Origin of the sequence: Pseudaminobacter soli (ex Li et al. 2025), assembly GCF_029892515.1 — a bacterium.
In the GTDB taxonomy this organism is placed as follows: domain Bacteria; phylum Pseudomonadota; class Alphaproteobacteria; order Rhizobiales; family Rhizobiaceae; genus Pseudaminobacter; species Pseudaminobacter soli_A.
The window spans coordinates 289,620-309,142 of record NZ_JARXVF010000002.1 but is presented as its reverse complement, the minus strand read 5'-3'; the positions used below and the strand labels follow the sequence as shown (position 1 = coordinate 309,142).

The 19,523-nt window shown below is 60.4% G+C and carries 22 protein-coding genes and 1 pseudogene; 11 read left to right on the top strand and 12 right to left on the bottom strand.

Annotated features, from left to right (window positions below):
- Positions 1-388 precede the first annotated feature (388 nt).
- The gene (gene chrA, locus M2281_RS12220; RefSeq protein WP_425537716.1) at positions 389-1,621 is read right to left on the bottom strand and encodes a chromate efflux transporter; all 1,233 of its coding nucleotides are present in this window, start codon (positions 1,619-1,621) and stop codon (positions 389-391) included.
- 497 nt (positions 1,622-2,118) lie between these two features.
- Entirely contained in the window at positions 2,119-2,970 is an 852-nt protein-coding gene (locus tag M2281_RS12215) for a universal stress protein (RefSeq protein ID WP_280821427.1), read from the bottom strand.
- Positions 2,971-3,253: 283 nt separating this feature from the next.
- Here M2281_RS12215 and M2281_RS12210 point away from each other — a divergent pair, with 283 nt between their 5' ends.
- Complete coding sequence (locus tag M2281_RS12210) at positions 3,254-3,691, top strand: universal stress protein (RefSeq protein ID WP_280821426.1); 438 nt, start codon at positions 3,254-3,256, stop codon at positions 3,689-3,691.
- Positions 3,692-3,746: 55 nt separating this feature from the next.
- On the top strand, positions 3,747-4,790 hold the full coding sequence (locus M2281_RS12205; RefSeq protein ID WP_280821425.1) for a hypothetical protein: 1,044 nt from the start codon (positions 3,747-3,749) through the stop codon (positions 4,788-4,790).
- Here M2281_RS12205 and M2281_RS12200 read toward each other — a convergent pair.
- Complete coding sequence (locus M2281_RS12200; RefSeq protein ID WP_280821424.1) at positions 4,735-5,715, bottom strand: ribose-phosphate diphosphokinase; 981 nt, start codon at positions 5,713-5,715, stop codon at positions 4,735-4,737. The genes M2281_RS12205 and M2281_RS12200 overlap by 56 nt on opposite strands.
- A gap of 183 nt (positions 5,716-5,898) precedes the next feature.
- Here M2281_RS12200 and M2281_RS12195 point away from each other — a divergent pair, with 183 nt between their 5' ends.
- The gene (locus M2281_RS12195; RefSeq protein ID WP_280821423.1) at positions 5,899-6,303 is read left to right on the top strand and encodes a c-type cytochrome; all 405 of its coding nucleotides are present in this window, start codon (positions 5,899-5,901) and stop codon (positions 6,301-6,303) included.
- Positions 6,304-6,366: 63 nt separating this feature from the next.
- On the opposite strand, the gene M2281_RS12190 is transcribed toward M2281_RS12195, so the two are convergent.
- The 3 genes from M2281_RS12190 to M2281_RS12180 form a co-directional block, all read right to left on the bottom strand.
- Positions 6,367-6,813: a pyridoxamine 5'-phosphate oxidase family protein gene (locus tag M2281_RS12190; protein ID WP_280821422.1), complete on the bottom strand. Its 447-nt coding sequence runs from the start codon at positions 6,811-6,813 to the stop codon at positions 6,367-6,369.
- A 10-nt stretch (positions 6,814-6,823) separates the two neighbouring features.
- Entirely contained in the window at positions 6,824-7,162 is a 339-nt protein-coding gene (locus M2281_RS12185; protein WP_280821421.1) for a hypothetical protein, read from the bottom strand.
- 118 nt (positions 7,163-7,280) lie between these two features.
- On the bottom strand, positions 7,281-7,535 hold the full coding sequence (locus tag M2281_RS12180) for a hypothetical protein (protein ID WP_280821420.1): 255 nt from the start codon (positions 7,533-7,535) through the stop codon (positions 7,281-7,283).
- 89 nt (positions 7,536-7,624) lie between these two features.
- Here M2281_RS12180 and M2281_RS12175 point away from each other — a divergent pair, with 89 nt between their 5' ends.
- Positions 7,625-7,969, top strand: a complete 345-nt coding sequence (locus M2281_RS12175) for a hypothetical protein (protein ID WP_280821419.1) — start codon at positions 7,625-7,627, stop codon at positions 7,967-7,969.
- A gap of 1 nt (position 7,970) precedes the next feature.
- Here the strand turns inward: M2281_RS12175 and M2281_RS12170 are convergent, their stop codons facing one another.
- A complete protein-coding gene (locus M2281_RS12170; protein ID WP_280821418.1) occupies positions 7,971-8,807 on the bottom strand; it encodes a universal stress protein in 837 nt (278 codons plus the stop codon).
- Positions 8,808-8,962: 155 nt separating this feature from the next.
- Between M2281_RS12170 and M2281_RS12165 the strand changes: the two genes are divergently transcribed.
- Both M2281_RS12165 and M2281_RS12160 read left to right on the top strand, forming a co-directional pair.
- Positions 8,963-9,775, top strand: coding sequence for a universal stress protein (locus tag M2281_RS12165; RefSeq protein WP_280821417.1), 813 nt, complete (start codon positions 8,963-8,965; stop codon positions 9,773-9,775).
- A 243-nt stretch (positions 9,776-10,018) separates the two neighbouring features.
- Positions 10,019-10,720: a CBS domain-containing protein gene (locus tag M2281_RS12160; RefSeq protein WP_280821416.1), complete on the top strand. Its 702-nt coding sequence runs from the start codon at positions 10,019-10,021 to the stop codon at positions 10,718-10,720.
- Between the two features lie 267 nt (positions 10,721-10,987).
- Here M2281_RS12160 and M2281_RS12155 read toward each other — a convergent pair whose 3' ends face one another.
- Positions 10,988-11,314, bottom strand: coding sequence for a hypothetical protein (locus M2281_RS12155; protein ID WP_280821415.1), 327 nt, complete (start codon positions 11,312-11,314; stop codon positions 10,988-10,990).
- Positions 11,315-11,353: 39 nt separating this feature from the next.
- Here M2281_RS12155 and M2281_RS12150 point away from each other — a divergent pair, with 39 nt between their 5' ends.
- Positions 11,354-11,791: a DUF2267 domain-containing protein gene (locus M2281_RS12150; protein ID WP_280821414.1), complete on the top strand. Its 438-nt coding sequence runs from the start codon at positions 11,354-11,356 to the stop codon at positions 11,789-11,791.
- Positions 11,792-12,663: 872 nt separating this feature from the next.
- Here M2281_RS12150 and M2281_RS12145 read toward each other — a convergent pair.
- The 3 genes from M2281_RS12145 to M2281_RS12135 form a co-directional block, all read right to left on the bottom strand.
- Positions 12,664-14,187, bottom strand: coding sequence for an AAA family ATPase (locus M2281_RS12145; protein ID WP_425537715.1), 1,524 nt, complete (start codon positions 14,185-14,187; stop codon positions 12,664-12,666).
- 309 nt (positions 14,188-14,496) lie between these two features.
- Positions 14,497-16,227, bottom strand: a complete 1,731-nt coding sequence (locus M2281_RS12140; protein ID WP_280821413.1) for a SulP family inorganic anion transporter — start codon at positions 16,225-16,227, stop codon at positions 14,497-14,499.
- 71 nt (positions 16,228-16,298) lie between these two features.
- The gene (locus tag M2281_RS12135) at positions 16,299-16,571 is read right to left on the bottom strand and encodes a helix-turn-helix domain-containing protein (protein ID WP_280821412.1); all 273 of its coding nucleotides are present in this window, start codon (positions 16,569-16,571) and stop codon (positions 16,299-16,301) included.
- 153 nt (positions 16,572-16,724) lie between these two features.
- Between M2281_RS12135 and M2281_RS12130 the strand changes: the two genes are divergently transcribed.
- Entirely contained in the window at positions 16,725-16,880 is a 156-nt protein-coding gene (locus M2281_RS12130; protein WP_280821411.1) for a hypothetical protein, read from the top strand.
- Between the two features lie 355 nt (positions 16,881-17,235).
- On the opposite strand, the gene M2281_RS12120 is transcribed toward M2281_RS12130, so the two are convergent.
- Entirely contained in the window at positions 17,236-17,421 is a 186-nt protein-coding gene (locus tag M2281_RS12120; RefSeq protein WP_280821410.1) for a hypothetical protein, read from the bottom strand.
- Between the two features lie 129 nt (positions 17,422-17,550).
- On the opposite strand from M2281_RS12120, the gene M2281_RS12115 reads away from it, so the two are divergent.
- The 3 genes and pseudogenes from M2281_RS12115 (at position 17,551) to M2281_RS12105 (ending at position 19,455) form a co-directional block, all read left to right on the top strand.
- Positions 17,551-17,823 carry a helix-turn-helix domain-containing protein gene (locus M2281_RS12115; protein ID WP_280821851.1) on the top strand — a complete coding sequence of 91 codons (273 nt, stop codon included), beginning with the start codon at positions 17,551-17,553 and terminating at the stop codon, positions 17,821-17,823.
- A gap of 128 nt (positions 17,824-17,951) precedes the next feature.
- A pseudogene (locus M2281_RS12110) lies at positions 17,952-18,683 on the top strand (YoaK family protein); the annotation flags it as partial.
- A 469-nt stretch (positions 18,684-19,152) separates the two neighbouring features.
- Entirely contained in the window at positions 19,153-19,455 is a 303-nt protein-coding gene (locus tag M2281_RS12105; RefSeq protein WP_280821409.1) for a zinc ribbon domain-containing protein YjdM, read from the top strand.
- Positions 19,456-19,523 lie beyond the last annotated feature (68 nt).

The following is a 19,523-nucleotide window of genomic DNA, read 5'->3' as shown; positions in this document are numbered from 1 at the left end:
ACAAGGGGAGTTCAAAGCGGAGGGCCTACCACATGAGCTGTTCCCCGGCGGCGATACGAGCGCTTCGACAGATCCATCTCCGGATTGATAAACTGGCGAGATGTGACCCAAGGACATCAAGCAACGGGTCGGTCCAGCTGACTACGAATGCGGTCATGAGACTGAGATGTCGTTCGACGGTCGAGCGACACTATGGCAGATGTGGGCCGGGAGCTGTCGGTCCGCTATGGGAAGATTTAGCCAATAAGCAGACTTTCCGCCGTGACGCACCGCCAGCGCAGCCTCGTTCTTCACGCCCGGCTGGAACTTGCTCGCGCAACCTCATCTTCGGTCCGAGCATCGTTCTTCCGCCAAGAAACTGCGCGGCACATCAGGCAACCCAAGGTTCTCACAGCAGATGAAGGACAGTGCCGCCCGCCGCCAGAAGCACCACCACGATCCATGGCGGCATTTTCCAAACGGTGAGCAGCAGAAATCCGGCGAGCGCCAGCGCGAAGTCCCGCTGTGAATGCACGGCGCTCATCCAGACCGGGTTGTAGAGCGCCGCACCAAGGATTCCGACCACGGCGGCGTTGGTGCCGCGCATGGCGGCCTGCGCCGTCGAGCGAAGGCGCAACGCGTCCCAGAACGGCAGCATGCCGTAAACCAGCAACAGCCCTGGCAGAAAGATCGCGATCAGCGCGATGATCGCCCCTGCAGCGTCATTGGGCGGCGGCGCCATGACCGCGCCGAGATAGGCGGCGAACGTGAACAGCGGCCCGGGAACCGCCTGCGCGACGCCGTAGCCCGCCAGGAAGGATTCAGTTGTCACCCATCCAGGCGCAACCACTTCGGCCTGCAGCAGCGGAAGCACGACATGCCCGCCGCCAAAAACCAGTGCACCCGAGCGGTAGAAGGCGTCGAACAAGGCAATCGCCTGATGTCCGGTTGCCGTCCACAGAAACGACGGGATGAGAAACAGGGCGGCGAACAGTGCAAGCGCAAGCGCTCCCGATCGACGCGACACCGGAAAACTGAGATGCCCCGGGAATGCGGCTGCTTCCACACGACAGAGCCAAAGTCCGGCGACCGCGCCGAAAACAATGGCGCCGATCTGCCCGAATGAGCCGCTGACAAAGACAACAATGGCAACAGCCATCAGTGCGATTCCGGCACGCTGACGGTCAGGCGTGAGACTCCTCGCCATCCCCCAGATCGCCTGCGCGACCACTGCCACCGCCACGAGCTTCAACCCGTGCAGAAGTCCTTCGGCGGCAGTTCCGGAGAACGCGGCCGCGCCGAGGGCGAAAGCAAACAAAATGATCGCGGACGGCATCGTAAAGCCGAGCCAGGCCGCCAAGCCGCCACGGAGCCCATTACCCCGCAGAATGCCGAGCGAAAATCCAACCTGGCTGGAAGCGGGACCAGGTAGGAACTGGCAAAGTGCGACCAGATCGGCATAGCCCTCTTCATCGATCCACTTGCGGCGCACAACGAGTTCGTCGCGGAAATAGCCGAGGTGGGCGATGGGGCCGCCAAAGGACGTTAGGCCGAGTTTGAGGAAAGCACGAAAAACCTCCACGGGCGTGCCCTTGCGGCCTTCAACGGCGATGTCTTCAGCAGTCGTCAGGGGGGACTTCACGGAACAGTTCCTTCAGCTTTCCCTTGGCAATTTCGAGGCCGGTCACCCCGCTCGACGTGGCGTGGTAAATCCGTCGGTGGGAGCCCAACCCGCTCGGTGCGGGACGCGAGGTAGCCCTTGTTTCCCCACAGCAATTAACCACCAAGGAACACGAAAACCAGTCGAAATCAGCAGAGTACCCGCGAAACACCAAACGCCGAGCAAGCTGATACAGGTCCCCTGAGCTGTGCGAGGCAAGGATTGCTGATCGCTCCCCATACTAGACGTCCGGGAGCCCTGTTCTGCGCCGGAGACTGTCCGCGCCGAGCCAATCTCCAAATGTCGCTTCTTCGTCGCATCGCCGACTTCAGGATGTGGATGGTCGAATGTCCGCGCTTAGAAGATATTCAATCCAACTTGATTGACCGAGATGGGCGCGTTGCTCACTGGCAGCGGCGGAGGCTGCTATGCTTGCCGTGCCTTGGTCAACCCAAGCGCTGCCGCAGATCAGCTAGGGCTCAGTGCGCAGTCAGCAGCGGCAGCGGGCAATCGTCGAGGAACGATGTGGTGACACCGCCCAATATGGCTTGCCGCAAGCGGGAGTGGACGAATGCACCCATGACCAGCATGTCCATGGCTTCGCTGGCGGCAAAGCTGCGGATCAGCTCGGCCGCACTGTCAGCCTTTCCCGAAAGGGTAGCGAGTTCGCAGCCAATGCCATGCCGTGCGAGATAGGTTTTCAGGTCGGCGCCTCGCGTCATCTGCGACAGGTCCTTTTCGTCGGTCACCGTCAGGGCCGTCACCTTGTCGGCAAGCCTTAGAAACGGCAGCGCCTCCTTCACGGCACGCGCCGAGCGCGCACTTCCGTCCCAGGCGATCAGGATGCGACGAGGCGGAGGCAGGGCACCTTGCGACGGAATGATGAGCAGCGGGCGTCCGGAATCGAACAACGCGCTTTCGATCACATTCCGGGCCGGCGCATCGTCCGGTCCGGTCGCGTCCAGAACGGTCAGGTCGTGAACGCGCGCCGCATGCAGGAAAGGAACCGGATCGCGCCCAGGCATGGGCGCATTATCGGCGACCAGTCGAACACCAGCCTCGGCGATCAATCGCCTGGCCGCCTGACGGGTCAAGAGCGACAGCTCCTCGGACCTTGCCGTCTCCCGCTCCACCCAGTCCAAGGCCGCGGTCGAACTGAGTAGCGCGGGAGAGCCGACCGCAGGCGCGAAGACATAGAGCGAAAGCTCGAAGCCGTCCCTCGCCGCAAGGGCCGTGGCATAGCTCAATGCCGGCGCCCCTTGGAAATCCGTTTGCGCGGATATGCCGGCCAGCATGCAGGTCAGGCTGGTGCCACCGCTTTCAGGTTCCATGCTCCCAAACTCCCACAAGGCAATTGCAGGCATTATCGCCAGCGGCCCCGATCGGACGTGTCGGAACGCAAGCAGCGTGACAGGGTCCTTGCAAAGTAGCGCGGCTCCGGCCGGCTTCCAACTGCTTTTGCGCGGGGCCGCTCCTACAAATTATTCCGGCGGACCATATACTTCAAAGAACCTGAAGCGACAGGAGCTTGTGAAACGCGGCTCGGGACGACCTTGATCGCAGTCAACGCGGCCCGGCTCCGCTTCGGCGAGAAAAGTCGAGGAGTGTGAGGCGATGTACAACCATGTTCTTATTCCCACGGACGGGTCTCCGCTCTCTTCGGTCGCGATCGAAAAGAGCTTGGCTTTTGCCCGGGACGCGGGCGCCAAGGTCACGGTTCTTACGGTGGTCGAGCCGTTCCATGTCTTCTCGAGCGAGAGCAAACAGCTCTCCAAGACGAAGGACGAATACGAACGGCTTTCGCGCGAAGAGGCGTCGAAGTATCTTACGGAAGCAGAGCTGAAGGCAAAGACCCTGGGCGTGCCCTGCCAAGCGCTCATGGTTCTGAACGACCAGCCCTACAAGGCCATCATTGAAATCGCGACCGACAAAGGCTGCGACCTGATCGCCATGGCCTCACATGGGCGAAAGGTCGCTTCCGCGCTCCTGTTGGGCAGTGAGACCGTGAAGGTGCTGACCCATTCGACCATCCCGGTGTTGGTCTACAGGTGACGGGCGGATTTTGCCGAACGGCGGTTTCGGGAACAAGGCCAGAGCGGGGCTTCAGATGACGCATTTGGCCGAGAAGGTGAAGTTCCTTAGCGATCCTTCGTCCTATGGCGGTACGACCCGGCATATCGAGACCCGCGAAACCCATATGTCGTGGGTCTTCCTGACCGACAACCGCGTCTACAAACTCAAGAAACCGGTCAAATATCCGTTCCTCGATTTCAGCAGCCTGCGACGGCGGTTCTACTACTGCCGTGAGGAACTGAGGCTCAACAGCCGGCTGGCAGAGAACACTTATCTTGCAGTGGTTGCGCTTCGCTGCGACGAAACGGGACACATGTCGCTTTCCGGCGAGGGACGCATCATCGACTGGCTGGTAGAAATGCGCCGGCTGCCGGCATCGGACATGCTGGACGCGCGCATCCGGCATGGCAGTGCAACGCGCAGCGAAATCGAGCGGGTCGGCAAGCGGCTGGTCGACTTCTACGCCCACTGTCCGCGCGAGCTTGCCGCGGGCGAGACCTATGTGCGCTATCTCGCCGGGGAACAGCAGATCAACCGCCGCATCCTTGCCCGGCCAGAACTGGGGTTACCTGGATTGGGGCAGAGCGCGCTCGACAAGGTGGACCATGCGCTGGAGCGCCTCGGGCCTGACATCGTAGAACGCGTCCGTCGCGGCAATATCGTCGAGGGCCACGGCGACCTGCGCCCGGAACACATCTGCCTCACCGATCCGCCGCAGATCATCGACTGCCTCGAGTTCAATCGCACGATGCGCATCGTCGACCCCTATGACGAGGTGAACTATCTGGGAATCGAATGCGACGTGCTCGGCGCGACGCGGATACGGCCGTTGCTCCGCGGGATGCTGGAGCGCGGCATTGGCAACGCGCCCGAAGTTCCGCTGCTTGCGCTCTATGGCGGCTTTCGGGCGCTGCTGCGGGCCCGGCTATGTGTCGCCCACCTCTTGGAACACCCGGTGCGGCATGCCGAAACGTGGCGCCCGCTTGCCGTCCGCTACATCGCGGCAGCCGACGCGCAGTGCCTCAATCTTCCACACCCAGCAGGTCGGCGATCGAACCGTGCGTATGGAGACGCCTGACCGCTTCTCCGATCAGCGGCCCCACCGGCAAAATGTCGATCCTTGCCTTTGGGAAGTTCACGACCGCTTCCAACGCCGCGGCGACGCTGTCGGTGACCATGATGCGATCAATCGCAGGGCATTCGAACAGCTTTTCGACCCCCGGATTGAAAAGCCCGTGCGTCGCCACCGCATAAACGCTCTCGGCACCCTGATCGCGGCAGGCTTCGGCCGCGCGCAACGTGGTGCCACCGGTGTTGATCAAGTCATCGACGATGAAGACGACCGCTCCCTTCACGTCGCCCGCATACAAATCACCGGAGACGACGCCGCGGCTGCGGCGCTTTTCCATGAAGCCGAAGCCCGTGGTCAGGCCGGTATCGGCCTCAAAAGCCTCCTTCAGGAGCTGCGCCCGCTTTATGCCCCCGCCATCTGGGGAAAAGAACACAACCGGCATGCTATCCGCGAGTGCTCGAATTTCCGGACAAAAGAGCCGGCGCGCGTCGAGATGCACGGTTTCGCAGCGGAAGGCATTCTGGAAGGCGACGAAATTGTGCACCTCAAGGCCGATTACACGGCTGGTACCGACGGCCTCGAACAACTGGGCGATGTAGCGCGTCGTGATCGGATCACGGGATCTGGTCTGGCGATCCTTCCGCGCGTAAGCGAGATAAGGCACCAGAGCGGTGACCCGGTTCGCCCCGTTATCGCGGCACGTGGCAATGAAAAACAGAAGCTTGCAGAGCTTGTCGTTTACCGATGATCCAGCGCTTCCGGCAAGGCTGTGCAAGACGTAGACATCCTCGCCGCGCACGCTGACCATAGGCCGCGACTTGTGTTCGCCGTCCTCGAAATCCCGCTCCTCACATGGGTCGAGTTCGGTCCACAAAGCACGCGCCACAGAAGCACCAAGGTTTTCCGAACCTTTCAGCGCGAACAGCTTCATGGACTCCTTATACCACATCCAGCCTCAAGATTGACCGGGGCATTTCATCCTGTGCTGGGCAGGTTTCCCGAATCCTCTCGGGGCACGCGCCTCCTCATCCATTGTGCAGGCGGGGTTTCCCCGACTTGCGTAATACGGCGCCGCCCCGCGACCATACGTGCAGCGTCGCGAGGGATGCCGACAATGAAGACTGAGATTTTCGGGGTGTTCGTGTTGCTGGTAGTCGCCTCCTCTCCGGCCAGCCTTGCGGCCGCCCAGGAAAGGCCGAACGGGCAAGAGGAGTTCAGTACCTATTGCGCCAGTTGCCATGGCATCAGCGGTCGCGGCAACGGACTTTTGGCAGAGCTGTTGGTGAAGAAGCCGGCGGACCTGACCGTGCTCACTAAAAACAATGGCGGCCGTTTCCCGCTGGACAGGGTCATCGCAACGATCGACGGGCGCGCCGAAGTGGCGGAACACGGGGCGCGGGAAATGCCGGTCTGGGGCAAGATATTTCGCAGCGACCACGAAGCCTCCAACAGCGCGGTCACCGCCGAGGACAGGATCCTTGCCCTAGCCTACTTTATTCGCAGCATTCAGCAGCGTTGACGCGTGGCCTCAACCCTGGGCCGATTCACCGACTGACCTCGTCTGCGCTTTGACCGGTCGGGATCATTCCTCGGCCTCCCGGCCCGACATCCGTTCCACGAGGATGCGAAAGAAGATGTGCGCCGAATGGCCGGACAGTGGCTGGTCGAACGGCTTGAGGGCCCCCGGCTCCCACCAGTCGTAATGCCTGCTCAGGACCGACCAGGCATGTTCGCGAACGACCTTGTGTCCGATCTCGTCCGGGAGTTCCTCGTAGCGCCCCTCGGCCACCACGCTTTTCCATGCCCTTCCCCTGCCCTGTTGCTCCACGAAAACGGAAACGCACGGATTGGCCCTCATCCATTCAATCTTCTTGCCTGGCATCGAGAAGGCGTAAACGTGGCCATCGGAATAGGCGTAGTGGACCGGGACGACATAAGGCTGAGCGTCCTTCGCGCAAGCCAGGAAGGCGACCCGATTGTTGGTAAGCAGTTCCGTGCATTCGAAACCCGACAATGTGCGGATATGCATCGTGGCCCTCCTATTGCGTCGATCCGGTGCCCTGCGGCCTGAACTGCCTCAGCAGGTCGATGACCTCTTCATCCGTGAGCTGCGGGAAGTGCAGATAGTGATACGCGAGGGCCAAGAAGTGCGCCGGCTGGCTGATGCAGACAACCTGACTGGCTTTCCGGCTGAGTTCCTTGCCTTGCCCTCTTCTCGGCAGCGGTTCCCTAGCCACTACAGCGCCGATCCCTGCTGCGGCAATCGATTTGCGGCATGGCTGTACGAACAATCGGACAACATCGATGGTTTCACCTGGTTCTTCCTTCCGTGCAATGGCGCGCAATCGTGCGACGATGGCGCTGATCTGCTCGGTCATGTCTGCCCGTAAGCCCCTGCGTTTTCCGACCGCTTGCCAATCTATCATCCATAGACACCGTCATGACGGCTTATTGCCCATCAAGAGGACGACTAGGATTTTGCGTCACTGCGCTCGCTTACGAGCCCTTCGCGCGCGCCTTCGCCCCAGCAGCCTGTCGTCCCCCGCGAGGCAGCAGACTTTCTTGTTTGGTTTCCCACTCATCAAGATATGCGGCCAGCCTCTTGCGAAGTTCTGCTTCGACTGTGTGATTTTTCTCGACATCCTGAGCGAGAAAACGTTGAGCGGCGGTTTCCTTGGCAAGGTTACGGAACGTTTGGGATTCGCGCACTTCGGCGATAAGGCGGCTGATCATGCTCAAGTTGGAAGACATGGTGTCCTCCCTTGGTCTGGACTAGGGTGCGTTGACCTTAGATCGACACCGCCCTTTTAAGAAAGTGCCGACGGGTAATCATGCGCCCTATGACGCACGGAGTCGATGAATATGCTGTCCTCAATGACGTCTCGGCCGAGCATCCCGAAAAGCTGCGCGAGATGATCGACCTGATGTTCGGCGAGTTCGCCAAGTATCAGGTGCTGCCGCTCGACCCGTCCGTGGCAACACGCCTGGTATCGCCTCGGCCGAACCTGGCTGCGGGCCGCAAGGTGCCGTCGTTCCTCAGATCCGTAAGCCAGGCAGACCGGTATCATCCGGGCCGCTGTGAGGCTCAGAACGGCATAGGTCGCAACCTCCCAGGTCAGCCGCGCCAGCGCCTGACCGATCACCGCTGCGCCAAAGCGCACACGGGTCAGAATGCCGAGAACTAAGTCAGCGAGCCAGGAACAAGGGCAGCGTGATCTTTTCGATCATTGCTCTGGTTACGCCGCCGAAGATCCTTTGGCGCATGCGCGAGTGGCCATAGGCCCCCATGACGACCACGTCGGCAGCGATGTCGCGGGCATGCCGCCGCAGCACGTCGGCAATGGCGACGCCCGCACTTGGAAGCCTGTCGACGACGACTTTGATGTCGTGACGCGCCAGATAGGCGGCGATATCCGCGCCGGGTTCTGGGCCGTCCCGTCCGGTCGTCGCTTCCGGATCGACGATGGTGACATGAACCTGATCGGCATTGCGCATGATGTCGAGCGCCTCGCGGACCGCTCTCACTGCGGCAAGGCGCGAGTCCCATGCGAGCAACACGGTCTTCGGATGCAGCGCCGACGTCCCGAGTCCTGGCAAGATGAGCAGCGGCTTTCCGGATGTGAACAGCGCCCCGTCGATAGCGCGACTTCTCAACTCGTCATCGCTCAGAAGATCCGGGCCGATAACGGTGAGATCGGCATAGCGGCCGCGCTCGCCGATGATCAGATCGGCCCATGCCATCTCGGTGTATTCCCGATCGAGGCTGGCAGAGACCGGTATCTTTGCGATCAGGCTCTCAATCTGCTGGGTGCATTCGCCCAGCCTCACCAGATCGTTCTCCCGCTCTTCGCGCCATGGATCCGAGAGGACGGCCGCATAGCTCCCGATCGGAGGCGGGGACGCCAGCGCAACGACAAGAACGCTGAGATGCGCTCCGGCATCGGCACAGAGATCGGCAGCGATCTGCAGATCGGTTTCGAACCTGTCGACGCCGACGACGCTGAATACGGCCCTGACCCACATGGAAGCGGCTCCCTTCGATCCTGTCAGAATCATCAATTAGGGCCCGCGCGCGAATTTTCCCGCCCTCGCGACGGGACGGACAGCCAATCGCTCGATCCGCGTCAAGGTGCCTTTCGCGCCTATATCTATGTTGGCGAGCGCACGGGAGAAGCGACATGTCCTACAAATCGATCTTCGTGAACATCGACATAGACTGCACCGCCGTTGCCCCGATCGTCGGCTATGCTGCAGCATTGGCGAGAGATTTCGATGCCCATCTGACCGGCTCTTGCGGCGCCGACATACCGCTGCCGGTGGTTGCGGCAGACGGCATTGGGGCGTACGACGGCGAGACCATGGCGATAGAACGCAAGGAGATCGAAGCGCGCCATAAGGAACTCGAAGCCGAATTCGCGAAGGCGCTTTCCGGCGTTGCGGTGAAATCGCAATGGCAAGCCTCGGTTTTCGACCCGACGCAGTTTCTGGTGGACACGGCACGAGCAGCCGACCTGATCGTAACGGCAAATCCAAAGGGCGGTCATTTTCGGGCAATCGACATCGGCAACCTGGCTCTGGGCGCCGGGCGGCCGATCCTGGTTGCCGCGGATGGAGCCGACCGCCTGTCGACCGAACGGGCGCTGATTGCCTGGAAGGATACGCGCGAGGCGCGACGGGCGATTTCGGATTCGCTGCCGCTGCTTCGGCGGACACGCGAGATAGTGGTCGCAACCGTGGAGCCCGACCCCGACAGTTACGTGAGCAGCAGCCTGAACGACATCGTGCGCTTCCTGAAGTTCCACGACATCACCGCCCGTGCGGAACAGATCACCGGACAGGGAGAAGACATCTCCAACGCGGTCCGCTCGTTCAAGGCCGATTTCGTGGTGGCGGGCGCCTATGGCCACAGCCGCCTGAGAGAGTGGATCTTTGGCGGCGTCACGCGCTCCCTGATCGGCGACACCGGGCTGAACCGCTTCCTGTCCAATTGAGCGCCGGCGGCGCCTCCATCAATCGAACTTGCGCGTCGCAATAACCACCCCATGCTTGGTTGGATACAGCCTGACCGTGAAGCCCATCTCGCAGCAATCTCTCGTAGTCGGCCAGTCCGCCCGACCCACGTAGCTAACGTCCTGGAAACTCGCCTTTTTGCAGAGCTTGGGCGATTGTTTGTCTGCCGATCGCGCCCAAATTTCCAGGTGTGGACTCATGGTTGTGATCGAAAGGAGATCGCGATGCGGACGCGAGACATTATGACTACCGGAGCTCTGACTGTTACTCCGCAGATCTTGGTCGCGGATGCCGCTCACCTCATGCTCGAACATCGTGTCAGCGGATTGCCCGTCGTCGACCAGAACGGCGTGCTGGTCGGTATCGTTACGGAGCGGGATTTCCTCCGTCGGCCCGAGATCGGCACGGCGCCCAGGCATGCAAAGTGGGTCGGCCTACGGTTGTCACCGGACGAACTCGCGGAAGAGTATGTACGCAGCCGTGGGCGAAGGGTCGAAGAAGTGATGACCCGCCAGGTCGTGACTGTCGAACCGGATACGCCACTCGACAAGGTTGTTGCCCTAATGATCCGCGACGGTGTCAAGCGGTTGCCCGTCGTCCAGGACGGAAAGGTCGTCGGGATAGTCAGCCGCGCCGACTTCCTGCATGGCCTTGCCGACCAGCTCGGTCGGCTGCCACAAATTGAAGCCGAAGACCTGACCATCCGCAGGCACATTATGCGGGAGATCAGCGGCAAGAGATGGGCACCACGGCCGATCGTCAACGTGGTGGTTCGTGACGGCGTTGTTCAACTGATCGGCAGCGCGGCAAGCGGGCATATCCGGGACGCAATCCGTGTGGCTACGGAGAACACGCCAGGCGTCAAGCAGGTAGTTGATCATCTACGCGTGGTTCCTCCAACCCTTGGCGCCAAGGAGCGGGCGTAGTCCCCAAACAGACGACCTTCGAAGTTGATCCACGTCGATCGGAGCCAATCGCGCTGATGGAAGTTGGGGCTACCGCACTGAAAAAAGCGCCCCGGGTTCAGGCTGGGCCGGCAGGCCTATCTTGCGCACGATGCTCAGATTCCGGTGCTCGCCCCGAACAACCCAATCGGCAAGCCGATCGTTTGCGCTGCCTCTCCCATCCATTCTACTGCGGCGATGAGGCGGCGGGACAGAAACAGAATATTGAACGTTGGCCCGGTTCAGTTCCTAGTCTGATGACAGGAGGTCGAAGAGCAGCGGGCCAAGGCCGACCCGGCCCAACGACTCCGCAACGTAGACATTGCGCGGGCTGAGCCGGCTTGAGCCGCTGCCATGCGCCAAGACGACGATCCCGAACGGGTTGGAGGGCAGGCGCAAACAGCCGGGAAGACCGAGCGGCGCGATTTTCACATCAAGCGCATTCGGCCGGCGAATTGAGTTGCCATCTGCAGCACGTCTCATGACCTTCTTCCCTTCTGTAGAGGAACGGTTTTGGGGCAAAATTCGTTCACCGGGATCGAGCTGCCGAAGTGGCAACGCCTGCTTGGCAGGCAACGAAGTGCCCCCTTTTCCAAACTTGAATGGAGCTGGCCGATGACTGGACACCCAACATTTGATCACACCGTGCAAGAAGGCAACATCTGGCTCAAGGCTGCAGCGGAAAAGCTTCACTTGGAGGATCGTCGTCATGCTTACAGCGCGCTCAGGGCGACGCTGCATGCCCTGCGCGACCGGCTGACGCCTGAAATGGCAGTCCATTTTGGGGCGCAACTTCCAATGATCATCCGCGGGCTTTATTTCGAAGGCTGGCGCATGGCCGAGAAGCCCTCGCCGGAGCACACCGTCGACGAGTTCTGCGAGCACGTTGCAAGGCAGTTGCCACCTAAGTTCCCAAGGGAAGCCGACATCATGGTGCGCGGCATCTTCGAAGTGATTTTTGAACAGGTTGATCCAGGCGAGGTGGCCAAAATCATCGACCAGATGCCTGTCCCTCTTAAGAACTTGTGGCCTTTGATCGCGCGGCGCGGTTAGGAGCAGCCATATTGGGCGGGTCGCCGCCGCGCGTTTTGCCACCCCTCCCTATGTGACGAAATTCGAGCAGCGCCATCCAATGCACACGCCGAACACGCGGCTCGGGTGGACCCCAATGCGGATGTCGGCCATCAGGTCGTTGCCGTCGATAGTGAGCTCCCTTACGTTGCGTGCTATCCTTGCCACGCGTTCCGTAGGTCCCGCATAACCTAAAAGAATGGGAGGCTTCGGCCTCCCTTGCCAGTTCAACGACCGCAACAAACCAAACCAGATGGCCAATGACTAACGCAGCCGCCTTGACGTATGTGATTGGAGCCCGCAACCTTGCAACTCTGCAGGCATCGCTAGCGGACTATCGTGTCGATCTGCACTGGCTTCTTCAGGAGCGTGTGAGCGCCAACGGCTGGGTTGGCATAGCAGATGTTGCTGGTTCGGGAATTGTGCATGGCAATCCGGCTCTCTTGCATCAGCACATCATTCGGACGATGCAACCGGACGAACCCCGCATAATTTCAAGGAACGATAGAGAGACAGCGATCCGAGAGTTAGACGGTTACGCCCTCTAGTAGAAAACGCTTTTTCCCCCAAGGATACTTATGTTGGAATTGGCGAGAATATTATAAAGTTGAAGCATTAGCGTCCGGCGTTAAGTCTCATCTCGGGGCTGCTGGCGAGCCGTCCATAAGCGAAATTGGCGACTTGTTGCCGACCCCGCTGCGGGGACCTGCGCTGCCGATATGCCGACGCGCGGAAGGCGGATGCCGAGTTTTGCTCCTCCCTTCACATCGGGGTGATGACCGAGGAGTATGAGCCCTTCTCACCAGCACACAGGCAAGACGCAAAATGGCCAGGGCGAAGAACAAGTCCGTCGCCTATTCGCCGATTAGCGCCAGAATGCTCGACGAAATCTCGGTAGGTGCCGCTTCTACATCTATCCTGTGCCAGCCGGGTTCTTCCGCTCGGCGCTGCAGTTGGCGCGACAAGACGTCCACGGTGGCATCGGAAGGGCCACCCTGGCGAGCGGCAACACGCTGCCAAAGCAGCAACGGGTCTGCATGAAGCCAAACACCAAGAAACGGAGAGGCGGCGTCGCGCGCGGCCTTTTCAATCAGATCACGGTCCGGCTTGTGGTCGAAGACCGCGTCGGCAACCACGGTTCCACCTTCCTTTAGGATAAGGCTCGTCCGCCGGGCCATCTCACCATAGACTTTGGCCGATACTTCCGGCCTGTAAGCTTTTTCCGGGAGACGTGTCTCTGCAGGGACGCCATGCATCGCCTTGCGGATGCGATCACTCTCGATGATACGTGCCCCCGGGGGCGCCCCAAGATGGGCTGCAAGCGCCTCGGCGACTGTGGTCTTGCCAGAGCCGCTCAGGCCGCCAATCGCCACAAGCCGAGCAGCTCTTGGCTCTAGCAGCGAGCATGCCAGGCAGAAGTAGGATCGGGCTTGGGTGGCCAATTCTTCCGTCGAGTCTCCGCTTTCCTGCGCCTGCGTTGCCGTCACGTGAGCCCGAACGGCGGCGCGGACTGCCATGAAGAAGGGCAACAGGACGAAGCCGTCCTCATCGTCGGCTTCATCCAGATAGCGGTTCGCCACTAGATTGGCGAAATCAGGCAACCTCCTATGCCAAAGGTCCATCAGGAGAAAGGCCAAGTCATAGAGCGTGTCAATCGTGGCGATGCGGTCGTTGAACTCGATGCAGTCGAACAGGCGTGGCTCGCCGTCCAGCAAGCAAATGTTGCGCAAGTGCAGGTCGCCGTGGCAGCGTCGCACCTTGCCTGCTGCCTCGCGTCTGTCGAGCACGTCCGCATAGCGTTCCAGGAAAAGGTGGCACGCGGCGCTGAAAGGCTGCAGTTCAGTCTTGTCGAATAGCCGGCTGGTCGCGAACCCGGCATCGTTGACATCGAGCACGCTCGCTATGTTTTCCGCACCGCTGCCCGCGTGGACGACAGGCGCGCCGCGATGGAAGTGCGCAATCATGCGCGCCGTTCTCGTCATCAACTGCGGTGTCAGCGTGCCGGCGGCGGCCATTCGGTCAAAAAGGCGCTCTTGATCGAACCGGACCATTTCCACGACCGCGTCGACAAGCTCTCCTGTGCCATCGAAGACGAGCCGATCATCCGGTTCCCGTGTGATGCGGCGTACGCCGAGATACAAGCCGGGCGCCGTCGAGGCGTTCAGTTCAACTTCCTTCCTACATGCGGCTAGGCGCAGAGCAGGTGTCGAGAAGTCTACGTACGGTAGTCTTACGGCACGCTTCATCTTGAGGGCGCGCTCATCCGCAAGAAAGATCCGGGAAATGTGCGTTTCAATCACCTCAACCGGACCGACAAGACCATAGCTGGCCGGATCCATCAGGAGTGCGATGGTTGCGTCCTGCTCTTTCTCGGTCATGGGTCTGCTCCGGTATGGCCTTCATGATGCGCGCCGAGGCAGCCGGTGTTGTGCGCCGATTGATAGCTAGCAGCAACAACCTACTCCTCGAGCAGATCACCTGCCTCGAGCGCTGCAGAACGACGGGGCCCACTTTCGCGGCCCCACTCGCGGAGCGAGCAATTCAGCATTGTCCTCGTTACCGCCGGGGCAAACGGGGCCGCCGCCTCGGCCGTTCGAGATAGATCTTCGCACATCCAGCCTTGAGCAAGGAAGCGACCTGCTCCTCGTTGCTATCATTCTGTCGTTGCAGGAATGCGTAGCCATATTTCATCGTAAGGCATCTATATGCGGCTTTCCGAGCATGTCTGCCGCATCGTCGATAGAGGCGGCATAGTGCACATGCGGCGGGCGAACCCCGTGCGTGAAGAGCATGCGCCGAACCGCCGGCAAGGTTCCCGTAATGAAAAATCTGATCCCGGCCTTGTCGGCTTTCCGAGCGGCCCGCTCAATGATGTTGGCCGCGGTGGAATCGAGGAACGGCACCGCCGAAAAATCGAGAATGAAACTCTTGCGTTGATCGGCGATGCGATCGAGCACCGTGCCGACAGCGGAGGCCGCTCCAAAGAAAAAGGCGCCGCTGAGACGGTAGATGACCAGATCGGGATCGCTGGCACTTTGCGCCTGATAGGGATGCCGGTCGCCATTGCTGGCATCGGCAACATCCTCCGGCACGACCGGCGCATGCTCTTCGAGCGCGACGCTCTTGGCCATGCGGTTGATGAAAAGAAGCGCGCCGAGCGCAAATCCGACGACAATTCCTTCAGTCAGGTCGCGGAAAATCACCAAGGCAAAGGTGACCAGCAGTACGACCGCATCGCCCCAGGATGACCGCAACAGTGCGGAAAACGCTTCCTTCTCGACCATGTTGTAGGCGACGACTGCCAGCACACCGGCGAGCGCCGCAAGTGGGATGTAGCTCGCTAGCGGTGCCGCCAGCAGCATGAAGATCAACAGGAAAACAGAGTGCAGCATGCCCGACACCGGGCTATGCGCGCCGGCGCGCACATTCGTTGCGGTGCGCGCGATCGTGCCGGTGACGCAGATACCCCCGAACAGGGCAGAACCGATATTGGCAAACCCTTGGGCCACCAGTTCGCAGTTTGATCGATGCCGCCGCCCTGTCATGCCGTCGGCGACCACGGCCGAAAGCAGCGATTCAATGGCGCCGAGCAGCGTAAAGGAGATCGCCGCCGGCAAGACTTCCGTGATCTTCTCCCATGACAGCATGGGAAGGGCTGGCGCCGGCAAGGTACGTGGAATGCCGCCAAAGCGGGTTCCGATCGTCTCGACAGGCAATGAGAAAGCCGCCGCCGCAACCGAGGCAGCCAGCACCGCGATCAGCATTCCGGGCCAAGCAGGGCGCAGGCGCTTGATGCTGAGAATTACAGCAACGGTGAGCAGAGCAGTGCAAAGCGCCGCGACATTGATGGTGTCCGCCGCGCCGGCGAGCGCGATCAGCTTCGGCACAAGCGCGCCCGGCTCCTTACCGGTGAGCGTCAGACCGAAGAGCTCGCTCAACTGGCTTGCAAAGATGATGACCGCAATCCCTGCCGTGAAGCCAACCGTCACGGGATAAGGGATGAATTTGATATACGTGCCAAGGCGCAAATATCCGATCGCGATCAAAAGGGCGCCCGACATCATGGTCGCAAGGATTAGCCCATCGACGCCGTGGACTGAGACGGTTGCCGCAACCAGCACTATGAAGGCACCAGCCGGTCCGCCGATCTGAAAACGGCTACCTCCGAGCGCCGAGACAAGAAAGCCTCCCACGATCGCCGTGAACAGCCCCTTGTCGGGAGATACACCCGAGGCGATTGCGATCGCCATCGACAAGGGCAATGCCACGATCGCGACGGTTAGGCCCGCGACAAAATCGCGCCGCAACTGCGGCCAGCCATAGCCCTCCCGCAAGACCGTCAGCAGCTTGGGCGTAAAAAGCTCCGCAAAACTTGGTGTCGGGACCGGCTGCGGCCCGCTCTGGGCTGTGACGCTCATCAATCGTGGCCCTTTCATCGAAGGGCGGCGGGATCGTCGGCCTGCCAAGTCGGCGGTCGCCGTCGCGACTGTTAATTGGGGCGGCCGGTTGGGCTTGCAGCCGAGCGCAGCCGCACCCCGCGCCCTCCCTGGTCGCTGCGTTCGTGATCGCTGATCAAGTCGACCCCGGCCTTGTTCAGCGCGGCGACGACCTTTGTTAGAGAATCGACAACACCACGCACATTGCCTTCGCTCGCTTCCATCCGTTGAATGGTCGCGAGGGACACGCCGGAGAGATCAGCCAGCTTGGCCTGGTCGATACCCAGCAGAGCCCGGGCAGCGCGCATCTGTGCAGCCGTAATCATAGTCCGCTCACTTCAAGAACCGCATAAGTAAGGTATCACGCCTCGTCAATTAAGCGCAACACATCGCAATAGATGCGTGACAATTGACCTGCGCGGCCAACCTGAAATAGGCTTGGTGCAGCTAGGTAGTCGAGGCCGTCGATGCAGGGTGGCTTGCCCATCAAACGGATTATCGCGCGCAGCGTTGCGTTCGCCGCCGCCACTTTCGCGATCGGCATCATCCTTTATGTGACGCTGGGCGTCACAACCTTGTCGGCAGTTCTCTTTGCACTTGGCGTCGGCGTGGCGGCCAACATCATCCGCGTCTGAGTGGCTGTCCCCGCTCTTGCATGATCCGGCAGGAACAAGTTCGCCTGAGGGTAGTATTTCGGCCTAACCCGCAAACGATCCCAGAAGTAGAAAGGTCCGGCGCGCCGCCATGTCACGCGGGACCTCGAACATCGATCGCGTAAGGACCTAAACAACCGCGCCGAGGCTTCGCATGGGCCGTTGCGAAAGCGGGAGCGGGTCATGCATTGCTTCCGATCTCCAGGAAGCGTGGAGCGCGCTCCGCATTGCAATGCCGCTAACCGCCTGAATGCCAAGGCCGAGTGGGAGGTCGTGGCCGGTACGCTCGCCTGAAATGAAGCATGCTTCACAAACCCACGATTGAAGGCAGTTACCGTTACATCGCCTTTCTTTCCTGCCTTTGCGTTTCAAGCTTGTTGAAGAGCTCAGCCAACTCCTCGGCTTCCTGCCGGCTCGTGCCAATGACTGTACGACTACCCATTTCTGCTGGTCGCCCATTGCGGCCGTCGATGACGGCCCACGTACCGTCCGACTCATGATGTGGTTTGTAGCGATGTTCCATGTGGCAAGGGTAGTCTCCGAAGGGCTTCATGCCAAGTGCCGATCAACATTTTATCACTCCATCTTGACGTATTTTACATCAATGATATCGTTTCAGATAGGAAAATTCATGGACAGACAGGGTGCGCTGATGATCGCCGCCTACCAGCTTCGCGCTGCCCGCGCGCTGCTCGAAATCGACCAGAAAACCATGGCGGAGATGGCCGGGGTTTCCCTGCCAACAATTCAACGAATGGAGGCCAGCCAAGGCAACGTGCGGGGCATCGTTGATAGCCTGACAAAAGTGATCGATGCATTGAACCGCGCCGGCATCGAACTGCTGAGCGAACATGCGCCCGGCAGCGGCAGCGGACGAGGTGTTCGCTTCCGCCACCCAGACACCCCCCTTGAACGGCAGAAATAGGTCAAGGAAGGCGATGTTTACGCGTCATCATCTTTCTGCGTCATGCCCATCTAGCGTTGGAATCTCACGATGGCCTGTTCTGGCACTCCTTCTTCGCCGCGCTTATCCGCGTTGAACCGCAGAGTTCAATCATGATCCCGTATCTGCGCCGACTGACGGGAAAAGAGCGGAACGAAAAGGCCGATCGGCATCTCGCCCGTTTTCTGACCTTTATCGCCGGGGCCGTTAACGCCGGGGGCTTTCTAGCGGTCCGGCAATATACGTCCCATATGTCTGGCATTGTTTCGTCTATGGCCGACAGCCTGGCCCTCGGCGACGTCGGACTGGTACTTTCTGGGTTCGGCGCCTTGTTTTCGTTTGTCGCAGGTGCGGCCTGTTCCGCGGTGCTGGTCAATTGGGGACGGCGTCAACAGCTTCAGAGTGAGTACGCGTTGCCTCTTGTTTTGGAGGCTGCCCTCCTGGTCTGCTTTGGCCTGCTCGGCGGCCATCTTGCACGTCATGAGGGACTGTTTGTGCCACTGACAGTTATGCTCCTATGTTTCATCATGGGTTTACAGAACGCCATCATCACCAAACTGTCAGAAGCCCGGATTCGGACAACGCACATCACCGGTCTGGTCACCGACTTGGGTATTGAACTCGGGAAGCTATCCTATTGGAACACATCACGGAGCGCCCCGAGGCATTTGTTCGTTCGGGCGGATCGCCCGAAGCTGCGATTACTGGCATCGCTGATCATGTTGTTTTTCGTGGGAGGCGTCGTCGGTGCGTTAGGTTTCAAACACATCGGTTTTATTGCAACGTTGTTTTTGGCGGCCATTCTTCTAGTGCTGGCCGCCGCACCAATTGTCGATGACTTGGCTGTCCACGCAAGGCTTCGGCGATAGTTGGTTTCAAGTGTCGCATCGGCGACATCGTGGTAACCGCCTTCAATCGTGGGTTTGGGGAGGATGCTTGTTTTCAGGCGGGCGTACCTGTCACGACCTTCGACTCGGGGTACCGTCGCCTGAACGTGATGCGATCCGCACGAGGGTCCTGAGCGTCGGCCATGTTGTGTCGTGGATGGTGGAACACATTGGCGACCGGGCCGTGGATGGAAATGAAACGCTGGCATTCCCGAACAGTTCGAAATTCTTGCTGCGGAAATGAACCGATCCGCTACGGCCTGGCGATCTGCTTCCGACGGAAGGAAATGGATATGACGGCGAAGACCAATCGGTTGGTGCGGATTTGACGATCTACGCCGCGCCGGTTATTGGCCGTCGCATCGAACGGGCGGCATGCTTGTGAGCGGCTGCGGATAACTTCTATTTGCCAGCGGGGTATGCCATGGCGGACGAAAACGACGACTACCTCTATGACGAAGTGACAGGTGAATGGCGGCCGGCTTCCGAAATCGCTGCGGCCGCGGCAGCCGAAATGATCGTGCGCGACGCCAGCGGCAATGCGCTCGCGGACGGCGATTCCGTTACCCTCATCAAGGACCTGAAGGTCAAGGGTGCAAACCAGACGCTGAAGCAGGGCACCGTGATCCGTTCGATCCGTCTCACCGACAATCTGGAGGAGATCGATTGTCGGTATGAAGGGATCAAGGGTCTCGTGCTGAGAACAGAATTCGTCCGCAAGCGATAGATTGCGCCCGCCGCATCCGTTGCAGTCGGCAGCGGATTCGGGAATACCAGTGCCGCTTGTGATACCGG

Coding starts and splice junctions, on each gene's coding strand:
- M2281_RS12215 (WP_280821427.1), bottom strand. CDS start 2,970: ATGGAACCTGAAAGCGGTGGCACCAGCCTGACCTGCATGCTGGCCGGC.
- M2281_RS12210 (WP_280821426.1), top strand. CDS start 3,254: ATGTACAACCATGTTCTTATTCCCACGGACGGGTCTCCGCTCTCTTCG.
- M2281_RS12205 (WP_280821425.1), top strand. CDS start 3,747: ATGACGCATTTGGCCGAGAAGGTGAAGTTCCTTAGCGATCCTTCGTCC.
- M2281_RS12200 (WP_280821424.1), bottom strand. CDS start 5,715: ATGAAGCTGTTCGCGCTGAAAGGTTCGGAAAACCTTGGTGCTTCTGTG.
- M2281_RS12195 (WP_280821423.1), top strand. CDS start 5,899: ATGAAGACTGAGATTTTCGGGGTGTTCGTGTTGCTGGTAGTCGCCTCC.
- M2281_RS12190 (WP_280821422.1), bottom strand. CDS start 6,813: ATGCATATCCGCACATTGTCGGGTTTCGAATGCACGGAACTGCTTACC.
- M2281_RS12185 (WP_280821421.1), bottom strand. CDS start 7,162: ATGACCGAGCAGATCAGCGCCATCGTCGCACGATTGCGCGCCATTGCA.
- M2281_RS12180 (WP_280821420.1), bottom strand. CDS start 7,535: ATGTCTTCCAACTTGAGCATGATCAGCCGCCTTATCGCCGAAGTGCGC.
- M2281_RS12175 (WP_280821419.1), top strand. CDS start 7,625: ATGACGCACGGAGTCGATGAATATGCTGTCCTCAATGACGTCTCGGCC.
- M2281_RS12170 (WP_280821418.1), bottom strand. CDS start 8,807: ATGTGGGTCAGGGCCGTATTCAGCGTCGTCGGCGTCGACAGGTTCGAA.
- M2281_RS12165 (WP_280821417.1), top strand. CDS start 8,963: ATGTCCTACAAATCGATCTTCGTGAACATCGACATAGACTGCACCGCC.
- M2281_RS12160 (WP_280821416.1), top strand. CDS start 10,019: ATGCGGACGCGAGACATTATGACTACCGGAGCTCTGACTGTTACTCCG.
- M2281_RS12150 (WP_280821414.1), top strand. CDS start 11,354: ATGACTGGACACCCAACATTTGATCACACCGTGCAAGAAGGCAACATC.
- M2281_RS12145 (WP_425537715.1), bottom strand. CDS start 14,187: ATGACCGAGAAAGAGCAGGACGCAACCATCGCACTCCTGATGGATCCG.
- M2281_RS12140 (WP_280821413.1), bottom strand. CDS start 16,227: ATGAGCGTCACAGCCCAGAGCGGGCCGCAGCCGGTCCCGACACCAAGT.
- M2281_RS12135 (WP_280821412.1), bottom strand. CDS start 16,571: ATGATTACGGCTGCACAGATGCGCGCTGCCCGGGCTCTGCTGGGTATC.
- M2281_RS12120 (WP_280821410.1), bottom strand. CDS start 17,421: ATGGAACATCGCTACAAACCACATCATGAGTCGGACGGTACGTGGGCC.
- M2281_RS12115 (WP_280821851.1), top strand. CDS start 17,551: ATGATCGCCGCCTACCAGCTTCGCGCTGCCCGCGCGCTGCTCGAAATC.
- M2281_RS12105 (WP_280821409.1), top strand. CDS start 19,153: ATGGCGGACGAAAACGACGACTACCTCTATGACGAAGTGACAGGTGAA.